Source organism: Corallococcus sp. bb12-1 (assembly GCF_026626765.1).
Lineage (GTDB): Bacteria > Myxococcota > Myxococcia > Myxococcales > Myxococcaceae > Corallococcus > Corallococcus terminator.
In genome coordinates, this window is the sequence record NZ_JAPNJZ010000015.1 from 340,065 (window position 1) to 363,954 (window position 23,890).

General features: G+C 70.5%; 21 protein-coding genes. 8 read left to right on the forward strand and 13 right to left on the reverse strand.

Annotated elements, in window-relative coordinates; genetic code table 11:
- The first annotated feature begins 58 nt into the window (after window positions 1-58).
- Together OV208_RS18690 and OV208_RS18695 are read left to right on the forward strand one after the other, a co-directional pair.
- On the forward strand, window positions 59-1,417 hold the full coding sequence (locus OV208_RS18690) for a M16 family metallopeptidase (RefSeq protein ID WP_267575197.1): 1,359 nt from the start codon (window positions 59-61) through the stop codon (window positions 1,415-1,417).
- A gap of 2 nt (window positions 1,418-1,419) precedes the next feature.
- A complete protein-coding gene (locus OV208_RS18695; RefSeq protein WP_267575283.1) occupies window positions 1,420-3,021 on the forward strand; it encodes a M16 family metallopeptidase in 1,602 nt (533 codons plus the stop codon).
- Between the two features lie 20 nt (window positions 3,022-3,041).
- Here OV208_RS18695 and OV208_RS18700 read toward each other — a convergent pair whose 3' ends face one another.
- On the reverse strand, window positions 3,042-4,070 hold the full coding sequence (locus OV208_RS18700; protein WP_267575198.1) for a DUF3616 domain-containing protein: 1,029 nt from the start codon (window positions 4,068-4,070) through the stop codon (window positions 3,042-3,044).
- Window positions 4,071-4,280: 210 nt separating this feature from the next.
- On the opposite strand from OV208_RS18700, the gene OV208_RS18705 reads away from it, so the two are divergent.
- On the forward strand, window positions 4,281-6,206 hold the full coding sequence (locus tag OV208_RS18705; RefSeq protein ID WP_267575199.1) for an OmpA family protein: 1,926 nt from the start codon (window positions 4,281-4,283) through the stop codon (window positions 6,204-6,206).
- A 186-nt stretch (window positions 6,207-6,392) separates the two neighbouring features.
- Here the strand turns inward: OV208_RS18705 and OV208_RS18710 are convergent, their stop codons facing one another.
- Entirely contained in the window at window positions 6,393-6,971 is a 579-nt protein-coding gene (locus tag OV208_RS18710) for a TlpA family protein disulfide reductase (protein ID WP_267575200.1), read from the reverse strand.
- A complete protein-coding gene (locus OV208_RS18715; protein ID WP_267575201.1) occupies window positions 6,968-8,032 on the reverse strand; it encodes a CFI-box-CTERM domain-containing protein in 1,065 nt (354 codons plus the stop codon). Before OV208_RS18715 ends, OV208_RS18710 begins: the two co-directional genes overlap by 4 nt.
- A gap of 112 nt (window positions 8,033-8,144) precedes the next feature.
- Between OV208_RS18715 and OV208_RS18720 the strand changes: the two genes are divergently transcribed.
- From OV208_RS18720 to OV208_RS18730, 3 genes are all read left to right on the forward strand, one after another.
- Window positions 8,145-8,432: a hypothetical protein gene (locus OV208_RS18720; protein ID WP_267575202.1), complete on the forward strand. Its 288-nt coding sequence runs from the start codon at window positions 8,145-8,147 to the stop codon at window positions 8,430-8,432.
- A 116-nt stretch (window positions 8,433-8,548) separates the two neighbouring features.
- On the forward strand, window positions 8,549-9,799 hold the full coding sequence (locus OV208_RS18725; protein ID WP_267575203.1) for a S1C family serine protease: 1,251 nt from the start codon (window positions 8,549-8,551) through the stop codon (window positions 9,797-9,799).
- A gap of 149 nt (window positions 9,800-9,948) precedes the next feature.
- Window positions 9,949-10,215 carry a vegetative protein gene (locus OV208_RS18730; RefSeq protein WP_193430859.1) on the forward strand — a complete coding sequence of 89 codons (267 nt, stop codon included), beginning with the start codon at window positions 9,949-9,951 and terminating at the stop codon, window positions 10,213-10,215.
- A 48-nt stretch (window positions 10,216-10,263) separates the two neighbouring features.
- On the opposite strand, the gene OV208_RS18735 is transcribed toward OV208_RS18730, so the two are convergent.
- A complete protein-coding gene (locus OV208_RS18735; RefSeq protein WP_267575204.1) occupies window positions 10,264-10,998 on the reverse strand; it encodes an RNA methyltransferase in 735 nt (244 codons plus the stop codon).
- Window positions 10,999-11,070: 72 nt separating this feature from the next.
- On the opposite strand from OV208_RS18735, the gene OV208_RS18740 reads away from it, so the two are divergent.
- Together OV208_RS18740 and OV208_RS18745 are read left to right on the forward strand one after the other, a co-directional pair.
- Entirely contained in the window at window positions 11,071-11,640 is a 570-nt protein-coding gene (locus OV208_RS18740) for a hypothetical protein (protein WP_267575205.1), read from the forward strand.
- 76 nt (window positions 11,641-11,716) lie between these two features.
- Window positions 11,717-12,673, forward strand: a complete 957-nt coding sequence (locus OV208_RS18745; protein WP_267575206.1) for a phosphoribosylaminoimidazolesuccinocarboxamide synthase — start codon at window positions 11,717-11,719, stop codon at window positions 12,671-12,673.
- Between the two features lie 42 nt (window positions 12,674-12,715).
- On the opposite strand, the gene purB is transcribed toward OV208_RS18745, so the two are convergent.
- From purB to OV208_RS18790, 9 genes are all read right to left on the reverse strand, one after another.
- Window positions 12,716-14,029, reverse strand: coding sequence for an adenylosuccinate lyase (gene purB / locus OV208_RS18750; protein WP_267575207.1), 1,314 nt, complete (start codon window positions 14,027-14,029; stop codon window positions 12,716-12,718).
- Entirely contained in the window at window positions 14,026-14,985 is a 960-nt protein-coding gene (locus OV208_RS18755; RefSeq protein WP_267575208.1) for an ABC transporter substrate-binding protein, read from the reverse strand. Before OV208_RS18755 ends, purB begins: the two co-directional genes overlap by 4 nt.
- On the reverse strand, window positions 14,982-17,933 hold the full coding sequence (locus OV208_RS18760; RefSeq protein WP_267575209.1) for a protein kinase domain-containing protein: 2,952 nt from the start codon (window positions 17,931-17,933) through the stop codon (window positions 14,982-14,984). The genes OV208_RS18755 and OV208_RS18760 overlap by 4 nt, the downstream gene beginning before the upstream one ends.
- Window positions 17,934-18,046: 113 nt before the next feature.
- Window positions 18,047-18,502, reverse strand: coding sequence for a dUTP diphosphatase (dut, locus tag OV208_RS18765; protein WP_120541431.1), 456 nt, complete (start codon window positions 18,500-18,502; stop codon window positions 18,047-18,049).
- An 89-nt stretch (window positions 18,503-18,591) separates the two neighbouring features.
- A complete protein-coding gene (locus OV208_RS18770; RefSeq protein ID WP_267575210.1) occupies window positions 18,592-19,605 on the reverse strand; it encodes a M23 family metallopeptidase in 1,014 nt (337 codons plus the stop codon).
- A gap of 10 nt (window positions 19,606-19,615) precedes the next feature.
- Window positions 19,616-20,425, reverse strand: coding sequence for a hypothetical protein (locus OV208_RS18775; protein WP_267575211.1), 810 nt, complete (start codon window positions 20,423-20,425; stop codon window positions 19,616-19,618).
- Window positions 20,426-20,592: 167 nt separating this feature from the next.
- Window positions 20,593-22,746, reverse strand: a complete 2,154-nt coding sequence (gene pnp / locus OV208_RS18780; protein WP_267575212.1) for a polyribonucleotide nucleotidyltransferase — start codon at window positions 22,744-22,746, stop codon at window positions 20,593-20,595.
- 439 nt (window positions 22,747-23,185) lie between these two features.
- A complete protein-coding gene (gene rpsO, locus OV208_RS18785; RefSeq protein WP_120536218.1) occupies window positions 23,186-23,455 on the reverse strand; it encodes a 30S ribosomal protein S15 in 270 nt (89 codons plus the stop codon).
- Window positions 23,456-23,580: 125 nt separating this feature from the next.
- Window positions 23,581-23,883, reverse strand: a complete 303-nt coding sequence (locus tag OV208_RS18790; protein WP_244238170.1) for a hypothetical protein — start codon at window positions 23,881-23,883, stop codon at window positions 23,581-23,583.
- Window positions 23,884-23,890: the final 7 nt, after the last annotated feature.

Genomic DNA, 23,890 nt, shown 5'->3' on the forward strand with positions numbered 1-23,890 from the left:
CGACTTCCGGGACTGCTCGCGAGCGCATGGGCGGGCCCGGCACTGAAAGGGTTCGCGCATGCCCCGCCTGTTGCCCCTCCTGTTGATGCTGATGGCGCCGGTCCTCCCGGCGGCCGCCCAGCCCCAGGAGTCCTCCCGCTTCTTCCCCTACACGCTCAAGACGACGAAGCTGCCCAACGGGCTCACCGTGGTGCGCGTGCCGTTCAACTCGCCCGGCATCGTCGCGTACATCACCTCCGTGCGCGTGGGCTCCCGCAACGAGGTGGAAGCCGGCCGCACCGGCTTCGCCCACTTCTTCGAACACATGATGTTCAAGGGCACGAAGTCCAACCCGGAAGGTCAGCGCGAGCGGATCCTCGGCGGCTTCGGCTTCGACGACAACGCCTTCACCACCGACGACATCACCGTCTACCAGGCGTACGGCCCCACCGCCGGCCTGCCGCAGCTCATCGCCCTGGAGGCCGACCGCTTCCAGCACCTGGAGTACTCCGAGCCGTCCTTCCAGACGGAGGCCCTCGCGGTGCTCGGCGAGTACCACAAGAGCGCCGCCGCCCCGGACCTCAAGATGGAGGAGTCCCTGGCGAAGACGGCCTTCACCCGCCACACGTACCAGCACACCACGCTCGGCTTCTACGACGACATCAAGGCCATGCCGAAGGCCTACGCGTACAGCCGCACCTTCTTCGAGCGCTGGTACACCCCCGCCAACATCACCCTCTTCATCGTCGGTGACTTCGACGATGCCCAGGTGCTGGAGGCCGTGACGAAGCACTACGGCAACTGGAAGCGCGAGCTGGCCACCGTCGCCATCCCCGCCGAACCCGCGCAGACGAAGGCCCGCTCCGTCCACGTGGACTGGGCCCAGCCCACCCAGCCGCGCCACGTGCTCGCCTGGCGCACCCCCGCCGCCCGCGCCGACACGCCCGACGCCGCCATCCAGTCCCTCCTTGCTGAATACCTCGTGGGCGACACCAGCCCCGCCTACAAGGAGCTGGTGCTGGAGAAGCAGCTCGTTGAATCGCTGTACGTCTCCAGCGCGCCCCACCGCGACCCGTACCTCTTCCCCATCGACGCCACCCTCCAGGACGAGAAGCACCGCGCCGCCGTGGACGCGACGCTGCGCCGCGACGTGAAGGCCCTGGTCGACGGCAAGGTGGACGCCGCGCGTGTGAAGGCCATCCAGGACCACCTGCGCTACGGCCTGCTCATGGGCATGGACACCCCGCGCGACGTGGCCATCGACCTGGCCTTCTACTCGGGCGTCATGGGTCCGCCCGACGCGCTCGCCAGCTACCTGAAGCAGCTGGGCACCGTGACGCCGAAGCAGCTCACCGCGTTCGCGAAGAAGTACCTTATCGATTCGAACCTCACCGTCCTCACCCTCACCCCCAAGCCCGCCGCCGGAGGGACGCCGTGATGATGAAGTCCAACCCGTCCGTGTCCCTGGTGTTCGCCGCCGCGCTGTCCTTCGCCGGTTGCGCCTCCACCCCCAAGCCCATGCCCGAAGCCGCGCCGCCCACGACGCCTCCGGCCGCCACCGACACCGCGAAGGCCGCCGCGCCGGTGCCGGCCGTGCCGCTGAAGCAGCCGAAGCCGATGGAGCTCGTCGTGCAGGCCCGGCAGGACACGCCGCTCGTCAGCCTGCGGCTCGTGTTCCACACGGGCTCCATTGATGATCCGAAGGGCAAGGAGGGTCTCACCTCCCTCACCGCGAAGCTGATGGCGGAGGGTGGCACGCGGAAGCTCACCGCCGCGCAGTTGCTGGAAGCCCTCTACCCGATGGCCGCCGAGCTCAAGGTCATCACCGACAAGGAGATGACCACCCTCTCCGGCCGCGTCCACCAGGACTTCCTGCCGCGCTTCCTGGAGCTGTACACGGACACGCTGCTGGAGCCGCGCTTCGACCCCGCGGAGTTCGAACGCCTGCGCGCCAACGCCCTCAATGCCGTGCGCAACGGCCTGCGCAGCGAGGACGACGAGACGCTGGGCAAGGTGGGCCTGGACGCGCTGCTCTACGCGGGCCACCCCTACGCCCACTTCACCGGCGGCACCGTACAGGGCCTCCAATCGCTCACGCTGGAGGACGTGAAGGCGCACGCGCGCCGCGTCTTCACTCAGGACCGGCTCGTCATCGGGCTCGCGGGTCCGGTGGATGCCACGCTCCAGCAGACCGTCACCTCGCGCCTCTCCGCGCTGCCGGCCACGGGGGCGCCCCGGGTGGCGCTGCCTGCCGTGCCTTCCTCCGCCGGCCGCACGCTCATCCTCCAGAAGCCCACGCTCTCCACCGCCGTGAGCATGGGCTTCGTCACGCCGATGCGCCGGGGGGACCCGGACTTCTTCCCGGTGGCATTCGCGCTGTCCAACCTGGGCGAGCACCGTCAGTTCGTCGGCATGCTCTTCAACGAGCTGCGCGAACAGCGCGGCCTGAACTACGGCGACTACGCCTACGCCGAGCACTTCATCGAGGACCGGGGCAACGGCACGTTCAACCGCACCAACATCGTGCGCACCCAGCAGGACGTGTCCGTGTGGCTGCGGCCCGTGGTGCCCACCAACGCGGTGTTCGCCACGCGCGGCGCCGTGTACTTCCTGGACCAGATGTCGAAGCAGCCCCTCTCCCAGGAGCGCTTCGACCTGGTGCGCGGCTTCCTCCAAGGCTACACGCGCCTGTGGGAGCAGAGCGACCAGCGCCGGCTGGGGTACGCCATCGACTCGCTCTTCTACGGCACTCCGAACTTCCTGGAGTCCTACCGCGAGGCGCTGAAGACGATGACGCCGGAGTCCGTGAACGCCGCCGTGCGCCGCCAGCTCCAGCCGGAGAAGCTCGCGTTCGTGTTCGTCACGGAGGACGCGGACGGGCTCGCCAAGACGCTCAAGTCGGGGGCGCCGTCTCCCATCACCTACGCGTCACCCAAGCCGCCGGAGCTGCTGAAGCTGGATGAGATCCTCATCCAGCAGAAGCTGCCGGTGCGTCCGGACGCCGTCCAGGTGGCCCCGGCCTCGGAGTTCATGGAGCGCTGAGGCGCGCGGCCTTCCGGCGCTCAGGGGCTTTCCGGCAACGCCGTCCACACGCCGCGGAAGCGCTTGAGCGCCGGATCCTTCTGGCGCTTGCACTCCACCCCGTCCAGCGACACGGTGCCGTCGTCGCTCAGGAGCAGGACCTCATCCGATGTGTCCGGCGTGAAGAACGCCTCCGGGTTGAGCCGCGACAGGTCCACCGACTCTACCGGCACGGGGCGGTCATCCCCGCCCTTCCAGGTGAACAGCCGCGAGCGCGCCTCCGAGCCAGTGGCCCCCGCGGTGATGAGGTAGCGGCCCCGCCACGACGACAGCGAGCGGATGCCCAGCCCCCCCAGGTCCAGCAAGCGCGGTGCACCGAAGCGCGCCGTCACGCCCTCGCGCACCACCGCCTCCGGATTGAGCAGCGGCACCACCAGGGCCTTGCCCTGCGTCAGCGGGCTGCGAAAGCCGATGAGCATCCCAGGCGCATCCAGCATCGCCGTCAGGCCCTCGATGTTGAGCCCCCCGGCCTGCTTCGGCGGCAGCGGTTCCGCATCCACCAACCCGTACGGCGCGAGGCGCGGCTCCGCGAGCAGGTCCTCCAGCAGTTGCGTGTACGGCTGGCCGATGAGCTGCACGTGCTCCGCATCGCTCGCGTTCGTGGCGAAGAAGCGCAGGCGTGCGGGCTGCTTCTTGCCGGAGCTGTTGCGGCCATGCGACGTGAGCCAGAAGGCCAGGTTGCCCAGCCGCGAGCCCGCCTCGATGTCCGTCTCCGGGGGCTTCTTCTTCACCGGCAGCTCCAGCGACGGCGACAGGTCCACCGTCTTCAACGGACGGCCTCCTTTGCGCGCGTCGTAGAGGCGCAGGATGTTGTCCTCGTCGTCCGCCACCATGAACAGGTCGCCGCCCAGCTCCACCGCGCCGGATGCATCACAGCTTCCCTCGAAGACGACCGTGCCTACGGGCTCAGCGACCGGCGCAGGAGACGCGAGGGCTTCGCGCCGCACCGTCGCCTCGCGGTTGCCGCAGCCCACCACCAGGACACATCCCCACAGGAGCCAGCGATTCATGTCGCTGTTTCTCGCATGGCCTCCGACGCTCCGGGAATCCGGAAGGCCTCCGGGAAATGTGACGTAACCAACACGACACATCACCTCACGGCGGGGCGCCCCGCTCCTCTCGTGGGCACTCCGAATTGTAGAAATGGCACAGGGCTGTAGCTCACATCGGGAGGGTGGCTTTTCTTCCGGCCCTGGGAGGTGGGTGCTAAGAGCCTCAGCATGCAATGCCCCGACTCCGGGCACGTTTCGTGGAGCCGGTCCGCAGGCAGCGCAGCCATCCGGCTCGCGGCCCTGGGCCTGCTGCTCACCACGGCAGCGGCCCACGCACAGCCTGATCCGTTCTCCCGCGGCTTCGACGCCGTTCCCGTCAAGCCCACGGCCGCGCAGTCCAGCGGCATCGCGTTGGAAGGCGCCACCGCGGAAGCGGTGGGCAGCTACCGGGGCGCGCTGCTCCTGGACTTCAACTGGCGCATCCTCGCCCTGAAGCTGGGCGACGAGAAGCTGGGCGACCTGCTGCCGTACCGGCTGGACGCGCACCTGCTGTTCTCCTACCAGCTCCTGGAGCGGTTGGAGCTGGGTGTGGACCTGCCCGTCACGCTCATCCAGGGCGACAACTTCTCGCTGCTCGGTGACGCGTTGAACGCGCCGGACTTCCCTGGCGCCGCGGGCGTCAGCGGCACCACGCTGGGCGACATCCGCCTGCTGCCGCGCGTGAACCTGCTGAACCCAAACCGCTTCCCGGTCGGGCTCGCGGTGGTGACGGAAGTGCGCCTGCCCACGGGCAGCGCGCAGAGCTTCACCGGTGAGCGCGGCGTGGTGTTCGCCCCGCGCCTGGCGGTGGACTGGAAGGTGGGCTCCCTTCCCGTGCGCGTGCTCGGCAACGCGGGCGTGCTGCTGCGTCCGGCGGCGCAGTACCTGAACCTGCGCGTGGACGACGAGCTGACGTTGGGCGCGGGCGGCATCGTGGACCTGCCGGACATCGGCCGGCTTCGCGAGGTGCGGGGCGTGGCGGAAATGCACCTGCGCACGCCGCTGGTGCGCCCGTTCAACTTCGACCAGTCGGATTCGCTCAAGACGCCGTGGGAGCTGCTCGTCGGCGCGCGCGCGAAGGTGTGGGGCAACTGGGGCGTGGAGCTGGACGTGGGCCGCGGGCTCAACGTCAACACCGGCTACGGCCGCGAGGCCCTGCGCGTGATGCTGGCGGTCCGCTACGACACGTCCGGTCTGGATTCGGATGGCGACGGCGTGCCCGACACGCTCGACCGGTGCCCCACGCAGCCCGAGGACAAGGACGGCTTCGAGGACTACGACGGCTGCCCGGATCCGGACAACGACGGCGACGGCATCGCGGACGGCGACGACGCGTGCCCCAGCGTGAAGGGCACCGTGGAGAACAAGGGCTGCCCGGTGGAGCCGGAGAAGGACACCGACGGCGACGGCATCATCGACAAGCTGGACAAGTGCCCGGACGTGCCCGGCCTGAAGGACTTCGACGGCTGCCCGGACACCGACATGGACGAGATTCCAGACGGCGAGGACGACTGCCCCGACGTGGCCGGCCCGCCGGAGAACAACGGCTGCCCGTACGACGCTCCGCCCTACGTGGTCGTGGAGTCGGACCGCATCCGCATCAAGGGCAACATCCTCTTCGAGACGAACTCCGCGGTCATCCAGAAGCAGTCCTACCCGTTGCTCGATGAAGTGGCGGCGGTGCTCGCCAAGAACCCGACGCTGGGACCGGTGCAGATTGAAGGGCACACGGACAACAAGGGTTCGCGCACGCTCAACCTGGACCTGTCCAAGCGGCGCGCGAAGTCGGTGCTCGACTACCTGGTCGGCAAGAAGATCGACCGCAAGCGCATGACGTCGCAGGGCTTCGGGTTCGACCGGCCCATCGACACCAACGACACGGCGCTCGGCCGCGCGAAGAACCGGCGCGTCGACTTCAAGCTCGTGAAGGCGGAGCTCGAAAGCGGCCCGAAGGAGACCCTCGTCCCCAACGGCCAGCCGCCTCCGCCCGGCACCCAGCCCCTGCCCGGCCTGGGCGGGCCTCCTGCTCCTGGCGCGACGACGCCTCCGGCTCCGGCAACCCCGCCGAAGCCAACGGCCGCGCCGGCTGCGGGCACGCCGGCCGGCAAGAAGTAGACAGGGCGGTTGGGACGGTCCGGCATCCGGGCCGTCCCGCTGTCTCGCGGCCGGGGGGACGACTTCCTCCCGTCACCGCGAAGGGCCTGGACGGCCGGGAGGACGACTTCCTCCCGTCACCGCGGCAGGCAGTGTGACGCCCGGCGAACGGCCCTCGTGCGGAGGACCGTCCCCGTCACTCCGGGACTACTTCTTCAGCGCACGCTCGATGCGGCGGCGCAGGCCGTCCTCGGACAGCATGCCGCGCTGGGCGTCCGTCACCTTGCCGTCGCGGTCCAGGAAGTAGAGCGTGGGCAGCGCGTTCACCTGGAAGGCCCGCGCCATGTCGTCGTCCGCGTAGACGACGTAGGGCTTCAGGTCCGGCTGGAAGCGGTTGAGGAAGTAGTCCACCTCCTGCTCCGCCGTGGCGCCTTCGTCCCGGCTGGCCGCCACGAACACGAGCCCCTGGGACTCGTACTCCTTCGCCAGCTTCACCAGCGACGGCATCTCCTCGCGGCACGGCGGACACCAGGTCGCCCAGAAGTCGAGCATCACCACCTGGCCCTTCAGGTCCGCCAGCACCATGGAGCCGCCCGCGTGCTTGCGCAGCGGGAAGGCCGGCGGCGCCGAGCCATCCGGCACCAGTCGCGCCCGCTGTCCCTCGCGCACCCCCAGGAACGCCAGCGCCGCCAGGCCCAGCACGGCCACCACCGACAGCGCCGTCTTGGCGCCATCCCCGCGCGTGCCCGGCGCCTTCGGTCCCTCGGTCCCAGCCTGCTGTGTCATCCGCGTTCCCTTCGTGTCAGGCGGCCGTGCACCCGCGTCAAGGCCCAGCGCACCCCGGCCCGCACACGCGGCCGACGCACCACCCAGGCCGCCAGCGGAGGTCCCCAATGATAATAGCCGTCGATGAACCCCTGACCGAGCCGGCTCTTCCTGAGAACCTCGTCCCGGTACGCGCGAAACGCCACCAGCTCCGGCGCGCCCTCGCCAAAGGCCGCGGTCACCACGAAGCACGACGACGCGGGGCTCACCCACATCAGCTTCATGTTGGTGTGGTTCATCACCACCTTCAGCTCGCGCTGCTCCGTGTAGAGGAACGACAGCAGGTCGCGCCGCGCGGCCGGGAACTCCTGCCCGCTGGCCTCCTCGAAGTCGATGCGCGTCGTGACGGCGCTGCCCACCTCGTCCACCGTGAAGCGGTAGCGCTTGGAGCTGCGCCGGACCTCCACCTCCAGCCCCTTCAACTCCCCGAAGTAGGCCATGAAGGGCACCCGACACGCCGGACACACGAAGCGGTGGTACGCATGCGTCGGCAGGAAGGCGTAGTCCCCCAGCCGCTTGCAGCCGGTGTTGGGGCACATCAGCTTCACGCCCACCTGCGCCGCGTTGCGCGGGTCGTAGCGCGACTGGCCACTGGACTTGTCGAACACCGGCGGCGGACGCGGCGGCGGGCCCACCATCTGCCGCGTGGGGTGCGCCGAGCGCTCCAGCTCCTGGGCCTTTCGCCACGCCAGCTCCGCCGCCTCCAACCGGCCGTCCGCCGTGTGCACCAGCGCCTCCGCATGCGCGCGCAGGGCCGCCACCAGCCGGTCCACCAGCGGCGACATCGCCGGTTCGCGCGCCACCGCGAAGGCCTCCGCCAGCACCCGCTCCATCTCCGGCAGCAGCGCCTGGGCCGCCTTGCGTGAAGGGTCCTCCGCCCGCCGGTACACCGGGGGCTCCGGCAGCTTCGCGAACAGCGCCGAGGCCGAGGTCCGCACGCGCTCCAGCGCCGCGTCACCCCGCCCCACATCCAGTCCCGCCGCCCGCGTCTGGGCGGCCCTGATGAGTTCTTCGGGCAGCAAGGCCGTGGACCTTAAGGGCCCGCCCGCCCCCTGTCAGCGACTCCCGTCGCGCCGGTCGGAAACTCGCCATGGCTTTGGAGTCGATGTAAGACGACGTAGGAGGATGTGAATCATGGGCGTGTTGAAGTTCCTGGTCTGGACGGCATGCGCGGTGGGCCTGGGCGTCTTCCTGGCGCGGGGCAACGTGGACGGTCGCTCGCCGCTGGAGCACATGGAGCGCACCTGGAAGCGTTCGGTGAACCCTTCCGCGATGGACAAGGTGAAGGGCAGCTTCGAGGACGCGCTGGACGACGCGAAGCAGGTCGTGTCCCAGAAGTCCGCCAACGCCTCCGCGCCGCGCGAGCGCATCACCGAAGAGGACCGCGCGGCCATCAACAACATCATCGCCAAGAAGAAGTAGGCACCGAACCAGGCGCCGGCCGCGGCTGATCGCACCGCCGCCCCCTTCCGCCCGCCCGGCACCGTTCATACCTTGCGCCGGGGCGTTGGGTTGGACGGTGGTGGAGAGGCGGGCCCATGGGTTGGACGCGGTTCGGGGGCGTCATCAAGGTGGCGGTCTTGGCATGCGCGCTGGGAGCTGCGGCGCGCGCCGAGGCCCGGGACAAGAAGCTGTGGATGGAGGCGCAAAACCGCGCCGTGTCCCGGCAGCACTCCAACATCAGCGAGGTTGCCCGCAAGGCGATGCCCGCCGTGGTGTCCATCACCACGCGACAGGACAGCGCCGACGTCCCCGAGGGCGAGGAGCCCCAGCGCGGCATCGGCTCCGGCTTCATCATCCACCCGGACGGCTACATCCTCACCAGCGCGCACGTGGTGGAGGGGGCCTCCGAGGTCACCATCTCCGTGCGCAGCGCCAACGGCTACGTGGAGGAGTTCCCCGCGACCGTGGTGGGCGAGGACGAGCGAACCGACTGCGCGCTGCTCAAGGTGGACGCGCCCCGGAAGCTGCCGGTGCTCAAGCTCGCGTCCGCGTCCCACGTGGGCATCGCGGACTGGGTGGTCGTCATCGGCAACCCGTTCGGCCTGGCGCACTCCGTGACGGTGGGTGTGGTGAGCTACCTGGGCCGCACCGACGTGACGCCCAACGGGCGCGACGGCGACTTCGACTACGTGCAGATCGACGCGTCCATCAACCCGGGCAACTCCGGCGGGCCGGTGTTGGACCTGCACGGCGACGTGGTGGCGGTGGCCAACGCGGTGAACGTGTCCGGCCAGGGCATCGGGTTCGCCATCCCCATCGACATCGCCAAGACGGTGATTCCGCAGCTCAAGGCCCACGGCCGCATGCGCCGGGGGTGGATTGGCATCAGCGTGCAGGACTTCTCCCCGGAGGTGGCCGCGGCGTTCAACCTGATGCCGCGCGGCCGGGGGGTGGTGGTGACGGACGTGGTGGAGGACAGCCCGGCGGATCGCGCGGGCCTCCGGGCCGGCGACGTCATCCTCGACCTGGACCGCCGGACGGTGGAGCGCGCGCACACCCTGCGCTGGCAGGTGGCCGCGCGGGGCGTGGGCCAGCACATCCGCCTCCAGGTGCGCCGCGTGGGCCGCCCCATGACGATGCGGGTGAAGCTGGACGCCCTGCCCTTCACGGAAGCCGACGTCCCGCCGGCCACCCTGGCCTCGAACGCCGCTCCGGGCGGACGCTCGGCGGAGGCGAAGTCCGTCCTGGAGGACCTGCTGTCCCCGGTGCCGCGTGCGAGCGCGGGGCAGGCGGCCGGCCAGGGCACGGGCGGTTCCGGGGGCTCGAAGGGCACGCCCGTCCCCTGACAGGACGGACCTCCGGGGCCCCTCCGGGCCGCCAGCCTCCTTGCGTTCCGCGAAATCGGGCGATACACCGTGCGCCTTCCATACTGCGGCGGGTCCACCCACGTGGCGCCGCGGGTTTTCGCGCATCGATTCGCAGGAGAGTCCGCACCATGGCCGAGGCCACCCAGACGAAGAAGTCCACCCATTGGCCGCGTACCGCCAAGGGCAACGGCAAGAAGGCGTGCACCGTGGAGGGCTGCAAGCGCCCCTACCGCGCCAAGAACTACTGCTTCTTCCACTACAAGCAGTGGCGTCAGGGCGACCTGCCGCACTCGCGCTACCGCGTGTGCTCCAAGCCGGAGTGCCGCATCAAGGTCCTCAAGGGCGGCCTGTGCGAGAAGCACTACGCTGAGACGTACAAGAAGGACGCGGCTTAAGTCGCCCGTCGTTCCCGCTTCACGTGGCGCCGGCCGCCCCTCCCGCCCTCACTCGCGGGAGGTCCCCGGCGTCACCGCGCGGCCCAGGTGCTTGAAGGCGTTGAGCCAAAGCTCCGCTTCCCGCTGGGTCAGCCGCGAACGCATCAACGTCTGCTCCAGTTCGTGCAGCACATGGTCCGGCGCCTGCCGGTTCAGGAAGTCCGCCGCCAGCATCGTCTCGCGCATGCGCTTGCTCAGCGCGCCGAGCGTCCCCAGCCGCGCCCCGGGCTCCTCCGCCGGCGGGCCGGAAGGCTCCACGCCCTGACGGTGGCAGAGGTACAGCAGCACCGACGCCGACTGCGCCAGGTTCATGGACGGCTGCACGTCCGACGTGGGGATGACGAGCACGTCCGCGCAATGCGTCAGGTCCTCATCGGACAGCCCGCGCTGCTCGCCGCCGAACAAGAGCCCCACCCGGCCCCGCTTGCTCTCCTCCGCCAGCCGCCGCGCGGCCTCCTCCGGGGTCAGCGCAGACCGCCCCACGACCTGGGTGCGCGACGTGCTGCCCACGACGTACACGCAATCCTGCACAGCCTCCCCCAGCGTCGGGGCGACGGTGAGGGCCTTGAGGACGTGGTCACTTTTGACAGCCAGACGTTCCGCGCCGGTGAAGTCCCGGGTGATGGGCTCCGAGAGGACGAGGCGTTGGAAATCGAAATTCGCCATGATCCTGCAGACCGCCCCAAGGTTGTCGGGTGAGCGGGTCTGATGAAGGATGACGGTGAGTTCCGAACCTGGACGCATGCCCCCGAGTTTAGCTGGTGGTGCGTCAGGGTGATCGGTATATTCCCGCTGATGCGTCGCTGGGTCCCTGGCTTGCTTCTGTCGCTGTCGCTCCTCACCACCGCGTGCGGTGGCGCGGGCACGCCCGTGCGTCCGTCGCTCACGTCGCGGCAGGCGCTCACCAGCTCGCCCGAGGTGGTGGAGTTCGAGTCCCCGGCGGTCCGCTTCGAGCTGTTCCGGGACATCGCCCGGCAGTCGGAGCAGGAAGCCGGACAGTCCGCGCAGGGCGTGGCGCTGTTCCCCATCATCCAGGGCAACGAGTTCGTCGCGGCGCCGGGCTTCGAGGCGCGCGCGGACCTGCTCCAGCCGCCGGACGCGGGCAGCAACCTCCAGTTCGTCTTCGACGGCCGGGCAGCCGAGCGGTGGCCGGAGGATCGGCGGGAGAGCCTGCAGGGGCTGTCCGAGCGCGAGGCCGCGGAGCTGGTGGCGCGCACGCTGCTGGCACTCTGGGACATCCACCCGGAGGGCGTGGTGCAGGTGGACCGGGCCGCGGGCGCTCCGTACGCGGTCGCCTACGTGGACGGCATCCTGCGGATCAACCCGGCGTTCCTCTATCTGGCGTCGGCCTACGGTCCCGCTTCCATGGCGGCGGGCCTCCAGTAGAGTCGCGCGCCTCATGAGCTGGCCCCGCTCCCGCCCCTTTCCGGCGGAGTGGCCGGGGCCGCGAGGCGCCTCCGACGTGAACACCCCCGCCCTCCACGCGCAGCTTTCCCACACGCTCCGGCAGACGGACCTGCCGACACTCGGCCAGCCCTACAAGGGCAAGGTCCGCGACACGTACCGCCAGGGCGACAAGCTCATCCTGGTGACGAGCGACCGGCTCTCCGCCTTCGACCACGTCCTCACCACCATCCCCTTCAAGGGCGAGGTGCTCAACCGGCTGGCGGCCTTCTGGTTCGAGCGCACGAAGCACATCTGCCCCAACCACGTCCTGGACGTGCCCGACGCGAACGTCACCGTGGCGCGCGCGTGCGAGCCGTTCTCCGTGGAAGTGGTGGTGCGCGGCTACCTCACCGGAAGCCTGTGGCGCGACTACGAGAAGGGCACGCACACCGCCTACGGCCTGCCCTTCCCGGAAGGCCTGCGCAAGGACAGCGCGTTCCCCACGCCCATCCTCACGCCGTCCACCAAAGCCGAGTACGGCAAGCACGACGAGCCCATCTCCGAGAAGGAAATCCTGGCGCGGGGACTCGCGACGCCGCGCGACTGGGCCCGCATCACGGAAGCCGCCCGGGGCCTATTCCAGGAGGGCCAGAAGTGGGCGCTGACGCGCGGCCTCATCCTCGTGGACACCAAGTACGAGTTCGGCAAGGTGGGCGACGAGCTCTTCGTCATCGACGAGATGCACACCCCGGACTCCAGCCGCTACTGGGTGGCGGACGAGTACGAGGCGCGCTTCGCCAAGGGCGAGGACCAGCGGATGCTCGACAAGGAGAACATCCGCCAGTGGCTCATCCGCGAGCGGAACTTCTCCGGCCACGGGGAGCTTCCCGCCATCCCCGACGACGTGCGCGTGGACCTGGCCACCAAGTACGTGGCCGCCTACGAGCGCATCACCGGCACGTCGCTCGCGCTGACGCCCGGGGACGTGCACGCGCGCATCGAACAGAACCTGCGGGCGAAGGGCTATCTGTAGGCCCCGTCGCCCTTTCTGGCCCTTCAGCTCGGAGACGCCGCGCTAGCTCGCGCGGCCGAACACGCGCTGGAACACCGCGTCCATCTGACGCGTGTGGTAGCCCGGGGAGAAGCAGTCCGAAATCTCCTCGGGCGACATCATCTTGAGCAGGTCCGCGTCCGCGAGCAGCGCCTGCCGGAAGTCCACGCCCTCCTCGAACATCTTCATCGCGTTGCGCTGGACGACGACGTACGCGGCCTGCCGGTCCATGCCCTTGCGCGCCAGCTCCAGCAACAGCCGCTGCGAGTTCACCACGCCGCCCAGCAGGTCCAGGTTCTTCTTCATCTGCTCCGGGTAGACGCGCATGTTCTCCACCAGCCCCGCGAAGCGGTGGAGCATGAAGTCCAAGAGCCCCGTGGCGTCCGGCCCGATGACGCGCTCCACGGACGAGTGCGAGATGTCCCGCTCGTGCCACAGCGCCACGTCCTCCATGGCGCTCACCGCGTAGCCGCGCAGCAGGCGCGCGAGGCCGGTGAGGTTCTCCGACAGGATGGGGTTGCGCTTGTGCGGCATCGCGCTGGAGCCCTTCTGGCCCGGCGTGAAGGCCTCCTCCACCTCACGCACCTCCGTGCGCTGGAGGTGACGGATTTCGACGGCGAACTTCTCCAGGCTGGAGCCGACGAGCGCGAGCGCGGTGAAGAACTCCGCGTGCCGGTCTCGCTGCACCACCTGGCTGGAGGCGGGCGCGGGCTTGAGGCCCAGCTTCTGGCAGACGTGCTCCTCCACCGCGGGCGGCAGGTGCGCGAACGTGCCCACCGCGCCGGAAATCTTCCCCACCGCGATGGTGTCCCGCGCGTGCTCCAGGCGCGTGCGGCCCCGGCGCAGCTCGTCGTACCAGATGGCCAGCTTGTGCCCGAAGGTGATGGGCTCCGCGTGGATGCCGTGGCTGCGGCCCATCTGCAGCGTGTGCTTGTGCTCGAAGGCGCGCTTCTCCACCGCGGCCATCACGCGGTCCATGCCCTTGAGGATGAGGTCCACCGCGTCGCGCAGGGTGAGCCCCAGCGACGTGTCCAGCACGTCCGAGGACGTCATCCCCAGGTGCAGCCAGCGCGCGCTGGGCCCCACGCGCTCCTCCACGAAGGTGAGGAAGGCGATGACGTCGTGCTTGGTGGTGCGCTCGATTTCGTCGATGCGCGCGGCGTCCTCGGTGGAGAAGTCACCGGCGCGGGCCAGGCAGTCCTCCAGCGCGTCCTTCGGGGCGAGTCCCTGCGCGACCATGCCCTCCAGCGCGGCGAGCTCCACGTCGCGCCAGCGGCGGTAGCGGGCGACGTCGGACCAGAGGGAGGCCATCTCCTGACGGCTGTATCGTGGAATCACTCGTAGACCTTCACGGCAAAGTCCCGGCGCGCCGCGAACCGGAGCACTTCCAGCGCGACGTCACAGGACGGACCTGACTTCTTCGCGGCGGTGAGGTTGAACGAGAGGTCCAGGCCTTCAGGCCGCGCCACCGCCAGCGCACCGGGATCGACCCTCTCGTGGATGATGCGGTTGGCGAGCCTCCCCGCCTGCTGTCCGAGCGCCAGCGGGGCCGGCGAGAGGGCAATCGTCGCGCCCTCCTTCACCTGGCTGGCCGTGAGCGCCACCAGCGGGATGCGGCGGGCGGCGCTGAAGGCGATGAGCGCCTGGACGACGGACGCGTTGCCCACGGTCTTGTCCGCAACCATCAAGAGGCCGTCCACCTTCCCGACGGCGCCCTCCAGCACTTCACCCACGCGCTCCTGCGACTCCACGGCCAGCGGAACGATGCTGAGACCCAGCCCACTTCCCGCGGAGCGCGCCTGCGTCACCGAGCCCGCCGAGGAGCGCGGGTCGTGCAGGATGCCCACGCGCTTCGCGGCCGGAGCCAGGGCCTTGAGCGCGGCCAACTCCGGCCCGAAGTCGCTGGTGAGCGCGATGCCGGTGACGTGCGGCGCCTCCAGGCCGTACTTCTCGTGATACGGCACCATCGCGAACAGCACGGGCACGTCACCGCCCAGCGAGCGCCGCGCGGCATTGGCCGCCAACGGGCCCAGGGCCAGCACCAGCGCCGGCTTCTGCGCGGCCAGCGACTTGAAGACGCGCGCGGCCTCCGTGGGGCTCTCTTCCAGCGTCACCTCGGTGACGTCGGCGCGCGCCTCCGAACTGAAGCCAGCGAGGAAGGAGGCGTACGGCGCGAGGCTCGCGGATTTCACCGCGACCACGCGGGGACGGGCGGGACTGCGCGACGGGGCCTGCGCGAGGACGACGACAGGCAGGAGGAGCGTCAGGAGCGGGAGGCCCCGGAGCCACCTCATGGCAGCACGTTCGCGCAGCAGCGGAAGCCCAGGTCCGGGGCCGTCATCTTCGGAGCGCCCTGCTTGCGCGCGGCGCACCGGGACGTGTCGCTGGCGCCCATGAAGGAGCCCCCCTTGATGGTCATGTCGGCACCACCCTTCTTGAACTGGGTGTCGGTCCACTCCGCCGCGTTGCCCGACATGTCCGACGGCAGGAATTCAGAGTGCTGGCAGGACGGGAAGCCCCCGGCGTGCGCGAGGGTCGCCGCGGAGCCCGTGGCCGTGCCGGTGTTGCAGGCCGTAGGGCTGTCCTCCCCGCGCGAGTAGCGCGCGTTGCCCGGGCCCTTGCAGGCCTTCTCCCACTCATCCTCCGAGCACAACCGCTTGCTGGCGGCCTCGCAGAGGGACTTCGCATCGAGCAGGCTCACGGAGACCCTGGGCAGGCGGCCCCGCTTGTTGGGGAACTCGAATTCGTCCACGCAGAACGAGCCCACCATGACGCTTTCGAGCGCCAGCTCGTCACTGGAGCCGGACGACTGCCGGTCCTCCTTGGTGGAGCCCCGCTTGAAGGTGCCTCCACTCACCAGCTTCATGCCGGGGGGACATTGCCCCGTCGCCATGAGGCCGCCCGCTGTACCGGCGGCGGCGCCGGGCGTGGCGGGCACGGTCGCGTTCTTCGCGGCCCGGGCCTGACGGATGCGCAGCCAGGCATAGCCGCCACCCGCGCCGAGCACGATGCCCATCACCGCGAGGATCACCATCCACATCATCGAGCTCGGACCCGAACGGGCCGGCTTCGGCTGCGTGGCGCGAGTGGACGGCATCGTGTGCAGGCCGGAGACCGAGGGCGGCAGGTTGCGCGACGAGGCGCGGCCTCCCGACGGTTCGCCCTTGCGGGCGCGTCCGCCCGTGGAGTTCTCGCCCTGCGCGTTGGTGGAGCGGGCCGGGCCCTGCGCCGCGGGGGCGCGCGAGGAACCGCGAGGCGCGGCGGCCTCCGCACCGCGTGAGGCGTTCGTGCTCCGGGGGTTGCGACCGCCCCGGCTCGACGAACGGGACTCGGAGGACTCATCGTCGTCGGAGTTCCGGCCGCCCTGGCGTCCGTCGCTTCCCGTCGCGTCCGTGCCGCGACCTGACCGCGCGTCCTGGCTGGACTCCGCACCGCGACCGCCCGAGCGCCCATCGCTGGACGAAGCTTCTCCGCTGCGGCCGCCCGCGCGCGAGTCCTGGCCGGCCTCGGATCCGCGCCCCCCTGAACCGCCCTCGCCGCTGCGACCCGCGCGCGCGTCCTGACCGGAGTCCGTTCCGCGTCCGCCCGACGAAGCCTCTCCGTTGCGCCCTTGACCGGAGTCCGTTCCGCGTCCGCCCTGCCGTGCATCCCCGGACGAAGCCTCACCTCCGCGCCGTGACTCTCCGGCGGAAGCCTCGCTGTTGCGACCCGCCTGACGCCCCTCGCCAGTGGCCCCCTCCGCGCTCCGGTTCCCCTGACGCGCGTCCGCACCTGACTCCGAGGAGCGGGACGCCGCGCGGGGATCCGCCGGGAACGAGGGCTCCTCCGCCTTCGCGAAGATGCGCATCACCGGCTCAGCGGCCTTCGCCGCCGGAGGACGCGCCTCGGGAGCCGCCGCTCGGGGCTCCTGCTGCGTCGCCGCATCCGGCGCCTGGCCCAAGAGCCGCGGATCCTGCGCAGCGCCAGCGTCCGCGCCACGCCCACCACCGCGCCCCGTGGGACGCTCCGGCACCGCGCGCATCTCCTGCTGCGTCGACGCATCCGAAACCGAGCGCGCTTCGGGGCCCGTGATGTAGTCGAGCGCCTTCGCATTCGAGCCCAGGATGGCCGCCAGCGTCGCCGCATCCAGCGGCTGGGTCGCATCCGGAGGCGGCGCTTCCTCCTCCGCCTGCACGGGCTCGGCAGGTGTAGGCACGGTCGCGATGGGCAGCATGCCGGTGGGCACCGGCGGCAGCGGCTTGCTCGCCGCTCGCGCGGCCACCGCGGCGGCGGGAAGCGCGCCCGTGGGCGGCACCGCGCGCGGCCGGGACGCGGCGGCCGGGTGACGCTGCACCAGCGCCGCGAACTCCGCGTGCAGGTCTCCGCCTGACTTCGGACGCGCCAGCGGGTTCTGGTTGAGCGCACGCCGGTAGAGGGACTCGAACGCGGGCGGCAGGTCCGGGTGGCGCACCGTCACCTCCGGCACACCGCCGTCCTCCGGCAACAGGCCGGTGACCATCTCCCCCATCAACACGCCCAGCGAGTACACGTCCATGCGCGTGTCCAGCTCCGCGCCATTCACGTACTCGGGCGCGATGTACGCCGCCGCGCGGTGCCCCCGCTGCGCCTGCACGAAGGGCAGGTGCGGCACCGCGAGCCCCAGCCCGTAGTCCGTCACCTTCAACAGGTCCGGCAGGACGAAGACGTTCTCCGGCTTCAGGTTCGAGTGCGGCCCGAAGCGGTGCGCCCCGTCCAGCGCCGCCGCCATCTGCGCGAGCAGCGGCTCCACTTCCTTCAGCGAGAACAACTGCCCCTTCGTCGCGCGTTGCTCCATCATCCGGCGCAGCGTGATGCCCTCCAGCAACTGCATCGCGAACCAGGGCCGGTCCCCGTCCACGCCCTCCTCGTACACGCGCACCAGGTTGGGGTGGTTGAGCTTCTTGCCCACCCGCATGGACAGCGCGAACTGCGTGCGCTCCTCTGGCTGCTGCACCAGCCGGGGCTGGATGACCTTCAGCGCCACCTCCACGTCGATGGCCTGGTCCTGCGCGCGGAAGACGAACCCCAGCGGCCCGGAGCCGACGACCTCCTGGATGGAGTAGCGGTTGGCGACGACGTCGCCCGGCTTGTAGGGCGCGCCCTCCGTGCCCCGTTTGCGCGCCGCCCCCGCGGCCTGACGCGCGGCCGCGTCGAACTTCTGGCCACACGTGGCACAGGTTTCACTCGTGTCGGGGACATGGCTGCCGCAGCGATAGCAGAGCAAAGCAGTGAAACTCCGGAACGAGGTCGCGGGGGGGGCGACCTCCCGGCGGACGGCCGGGGGACTCCATTCTGCCCGCTCTGGCGCCGTTGCGGAACGACGTTGCGCGCCGGGCCTCAACGACCCGTGGAACCGAAACCTCCGTCACCCCTGGAAGTCCCTTCCAACACGTCCACCTCCTGGAGCGCCGCCAGGGTGACGGGGGCCACCACCAGTTGGGCCACCCGGTCCCCCCGACGCAGCGTGAAGGGCGCATGGGACAGGTTGATGAGCAGCACCTGCACCTCCCCCCGGTAGTCCGAGTCCACCGTCCCCGGGGAGTTGAGGCACGTCACCCCGTGGCGCAGCGCCAGCCCGGAACGGGGCCGCACCTGCCCCTCGAAGCCCGGGGGGAGCGCGAACGCCAGCCCCGTGGGCACCGCCATCCGCTCCAGGGGCTGGAGCACCCGCTCCCCGTCGATGTCCGCCCGCAGGTCCATGCCAGCGGCCTGCTCCGTCTCATAGCGGGGCAGGGGCAGCGGGTCGGGATGCGAGCGCACCCGGCGCACGGAGACGGTCAGCGTGGAGGCCATGCGCCCACGCCCTAGCATGCGTCCCCCGCCGTCTTCCAGGGGACATCCAACGTCACGGGTCCTCCCGGAAACGCGGGAGGTCGGAGTGCTCAGAGCTCGGTCGCGCCGCCGTCCGCCACGCGCAAGGCGGTGCGGAACCCGAACGGGTCCACGGGGCGCGCGGCCAGCTCCAACTGGTAGTGCAGGTGGGGCCCCGTGGAGCGTCCCGTGCTGCCCGACAGGGCGATGGCCTGCCCCTTCTCCACGCGGGTGCCGGCCTTCACCAGCAGCTCGGAGTTGTGACAGTACGCCGTCGTCACGCCCCGCCCGTGGTCCAGCACCAGCACGCGGCCATTCACCGAGTCCTCGCTCGCGCGGCGCACCACGCCCGCCGCCACGGCGGACACGGTGGTGCCGGTGCGCACCGCCAGGTCCACGCCCGTGTGCATCCGGCGCGTGCGCAGCGTCGGGTGGACGCGGTAGCCGAACGGACTCGTCACGTGGGCGCTCTCCGCCACCGGCCATCCGAGCATCAGCGCCGTCGACAGCGCCAGCGCCTGCGCCGCCCCCACGGACGAGCCGTCGAAGCCTGGAGGCAACTGCTTCGCCAGCCGCTCCAGTGTGGGCACACCCCCCTCCGCGTCCACCCGCTCCATCGCGAAGCGCGCGGGCACCCGCCCCGCGAACACCGCCGTCAGCCGCGCCTCCTCCGAAGGAAAGTCCTTCGCCAGCGAGTCCAGCAGGCGCCGCGTCGCCGCGAGTCCCTTCGCCGGATCCAACAGCGTCTCCGGAGCGATGCCCGCCTCACGGGCCAGGGCCAGCGCGGGCTCGCGCGCCTTCGGCTCAAGGCCCTTCAGCGCCGAGTGCGTCCCCCACGCCAGGGCTTCCGCGCTCGTGGGCACCCGCGTGAGCATGGAGGCCGGCAGCGCGCCCGGCGTGGGCACCGACGTGCCACTCACGCCGTCGTAGTACGCCAGCAGTGGCCGGGCCGTGGTGCGCGTGTTGAAGGCCCAGGCTCCCGCGCGCCGCAGCAGCGCCCCCGCGGGCGTGTGGTGGTACGCGCACCACACGCACAAGAGGGCGAAGGTGAAGTCCAGCAGTCCCCGGGCGCGTTGAGCGAACATGCCAGGGCCCTCAGCGAAGGAAGGACAGCACCGGAGACGCGTCCCACACCGCGGCCACGCCCAGGGGTGCCACCAGCACGCAGCCCAGCAGCCCACGCGTCCACGCCCTCCGGGGGCCCACCGCTTCGCAGGCCTCGTCCGCGTGCTGGAGATTGCGCAGCACCGCGCGCCACCCCAGGGACACGCTCACGCCACACAGCGCCGCCACCGCCAGGCCGCGGGCGGACAGGTCCGCCACGGCGTCACCGAACAGCGGCCGCCACGACAGGTACACCGTGCCCTGGACCAGCCGCGCCACCGTGCACGCGCCCGCCAGCACCACGCCCGCGGTGGCCAGGGGCCGCACCCACCGCATCGGTGTGGGACTGCGCAGACAGCGCCGCAGCAGCCCCCGCCACGACGCGGGCCCCGAGGCCTCGGGTTCCGACGCCTCCAGCATCGACCGCCAGGCTTCCACCGGATTGGGCGCCGCCACCTCGCGGTAGCCCAGCGCGGGCATCGCCAGGAGCAGGTCCGCCGCCAGCTCCCATCCCAGCGCGAGTGCCTTCGCGAGCCGCGTGCGCCGCTCCAGCGACACCCAGTCCACCAGGGACGCCGTCACCTGATACCGGCCCACGAACGCGTCGAACGCCGAATCCAGGCGGTCCACCACCGTGAGCAGCCGGTCATCCAGCGTGTCCGCCGCCGCGTGCACGCCCACCGCCACCAGCGCCAGCAGGCCCAGCGGCATGAACGCCCAGCGGAACGCGCCCAGGAAGCGGGACACGTCCGTGAAGAAGCCGCTCGACGGGGCGGAAGAGCTGGACGGATGGGACGGCATGCACGCCTCCAGGGCCATCCCCCATCAACGCGGGAAGCCCCTCGGAGGGTTTAAACCACCGGCCCCCGCAACGAAAACGCCCCGCCCCTTCGCCCGGAGGCGAAGGAAACGGGGCGCCTGGGTGGAGCCTTCACGAACAGCGACCGTCGCGAAGGCTCCAGCCTGAATCAGGCCTTCGCGTCGGGCGTGGGCGCCGTGGGGGCCGCGGCCGGAGGAGGCGTCTGCGCGGCGGTGCGCTCGGCCATGGCCTCCTTGCGGGACAGGCGGATCTTGCCCGTCTTGTCGATGCTGACGACCTTCACCAGCACCTCGTCGCCCTCGCTCAGCACATCCGACACCGCCTTGACGCGCTTGTCGGACAGCTCGGAGATGTGGATGAGGCCGTCGGTGCCCGGGAACAGCTCCACGAAGGCGCCGAACTCGGCGATCTTCCGCACGGTGCCCGTGTAGATCTTCCCGATCTCCGCCTCACGCGTGAGCGCCTGGATCATCGCGATGGCGGCCTTCACGGCCTCGCCGTTCGCGCTCGCGATGTCCACGCGGCCCGTGTCCTCGATGTTGATGGCGGCGCCCGTGCGAGCGATGATGTCCTTGATCACCTTGCCGCCCGGCCCGATGACGTTCTTGATGAACTCGGGACGGATCTGGATGGTGGTGATGCGCGGCGCGAACTGGCTGATCTCCTTGCGGGGAGCGTCCAGCGTCTTCGCCATCTCCGCCAGGATGTGCACGCGGCCCTGACGCGCCTGCTCCAGCGCGCGGCTCATGATCTCCGTGGTGAGGCCGGTGATCTTGATGTCCATCTGGATGGACGTGATGCCCTTGGACGTGCCGCAGACCTTGAAGTCCATGTCGCCCAGGTGATCCTCGTCACCGAGGATGTCGGAGAGGATGGCGATCTTCTCGCCCTCCTTCACGAGGCCCATGGCGATGCCGGCCACCGGCGACTTGATGGGGACGCCCGCGTCCATCAGCGCCAGCGTGCCACCGCACACGGAGGCCATGGACGAGGAGCCGTTGGACTCGAGAATCTCCGACACCAGCCGCACCGTGTACGGGAAGTTCTCGCCCGCCGGCAGCATGTTGCGCAGCGCGCGCTCCGCCAGCGCGCCGTGGCCAATCTCACGCCGGCCGGGGCCGCGCAGGGGCTTGGTCTCGTTCACGCTGAACGGCGGGAAGTTGTAGTGCAGGAGGAAGCGCTTGAAGGCCTGGCCGCTCAGCAGCTCCAGCCGCTGCTCATCCTCGCTGGTGCCCAGCGTGGCCACCACGAGCGCCTGCGTCTCGCCGCGGGTGAACACCGCGCTGCCGTGCGCGCGGGGCAGCACGCCCACTTCGTTGGTGATGGTGCGCACCACGTCGTGGCCACGGTCACCGATGCGGCCACCGTTCACGGTGAGCTCACGCATGTGGTCGTACTTCAGGTCCTCGACGACCTGCTTGGCGTGCTTCTCCACCTGCGGGGTGAACTCCGCGCCCAGCTTCTCCTTGAGCGCCGCCACGGCCGCCTTCTTGGCCTTGGAGAGCGCCTCGTAGCGCGCGCCCTTCTCCTTGATGGCGTAGCCAGCCTTGACGCCGTCCATGGCCAGGGCGCGCACCTGGGTGCGCAGCCCCTCGTCGATGGTGGCCGGCTTGTCGTAGGAGCGCACCTGCTTCTTCAGCTCCGCGCGCATCTCGTCCTGGAGGTCCAGGGCGGGCTTGGCCGCGGTGCGGCCGAACTCCAGCGCGGCCACCATGTCCGCCTCGCTGACCTCCTCCGCGCCGCCCTCCACCATCACGATGGCCTCGCGGCTCACCGCCATGACGAGGTCCAGGTCGCTCTGCTCACGCTGCTTCGCGGTGGGGTTGGCGACGAACTGGCCACCCACGCGGCCCACGCGAACGCCCGCGATGGGGCCGTTGAACGGGATGTCCGACACCCACAGCGCCGCGGAGGCGCCGGTGAGACCGTGGATGTCGCCCTCGTTGTCCGGGTCGGAGGAGATGACGCTGATGATGACCTGCGTCTCGTACGCGTAGCCTTCCGGGAACAGCGGACGGCAGGAGCGGTCGATCAGACGGCTCGTCAGCGTCTCCTTCTCCGTCAGCCGGCCTTCGCGCTTGAAGAAGCTGCCCGGGATGCGGCCCGCCGAGTACAGCTTCTCCTGGTACTCCACCGTGAGGGGCAGGAAGTCGATGTCCTTCTTCTCCCGGGCGCTCACCGCGGTGACGAGCAGCATGGTGTCGCCGTAGCGGACCACCACGGAGCCATCGGCCTGCTTGGCCAGACGGCCCGTCTCGATGCTCAGCTCGCTCTCACCAATCTTGACGCTCTTCTTCAACATGTCGTGTGGCCTCTGTGCCTGCTTCGCGTGCGAAGACCCGCGTCAGCCACGGCCGGCCCGCATGAATGGGGCCGGGCCGCCCGACAGGGGCCCTCTAGGGAATGAGCGGTCGCCAGGGCCTTGAAGCAGGCACGTGCCAGACCACCGCTGCCTGTACTGCGGAAATGGGCTCCATTGCGGAGCGCCGGAGGGATGGCTCGAACCTCTTGATCCCTGATCACACCCGCCCACCCGTTGCTTCAGGTCGGCCGGTCTGAACGGAAACCAAAAGAGCCCGTCTCCACCACTCCCTTGCCCGCCACTCACCCACACCCGCGCTTCTTGAAACACTTCCAACAACCCACCGCCCGGAGCATGGAACACCGGGCGATGGAAAAACCTTGCCGCACAAACGCGCGGGGCGCTGGTGAATGCCAGCGCCCCGGGTGCTTGCGAGTGCCTACTTGCGGATGCCGAGGCTCTCGATGAGCTTCTTGTAGCGCGCCACGTCCTTGGACTTGAGGTAGTCCAGCAGACGGCGGCGCTGACCGACCAGCTTCAGCAGACCGCGCCGGGAGTGGTGGTCCTTCTTGTGGGTCTTGAAGTGCTCGGTGAGCATGTTGATGCGCTCGGACAGCAGCGCCACCTGCACCTCGGGGGAGCCCGTGTCGGACTCGTGGGTGCGGAACTTCGAGACCAGCTCGCTCTTGCGATCCTGATGCAGAGACATGGGGGCTTCTTCCTGAATCCCACTCCGGGATGATCGCTCGTGCCGCCTGGGTCCGCGGAGGGGTACAGACCCGGCCATTGTTCTTCTAACGAGCGGGCCGCTTATAAGCTTCACCCCCCGTAGGGTCAACCTTCGCCGGCTGCCCGTCCGCCCCTCGGCGGCCTGGAGAGTGCGAAGACGTACAGCCGGCAGCCCGTCGGAAGTCCCGCCTCCCCCGTCGCCAGTTCCTGCGCGGACGCCGCGTCCAGGGCCACGTGCAGGTACAGGCCGCCGGGTTCGCCGCCGTCGCCCGCCAGGAGCGAGCGCGTGCGCGGGTACAGCCTGAGGAGGGCCTCCACCACGTCGCCGATGCCCGCCGCCGCCGGCACGCCCAGCGTCAGCTCGCGCCGGCCGTCGAAGGCGCTTCGCAGGCCCGGAGCGACGCTCACGGAGATG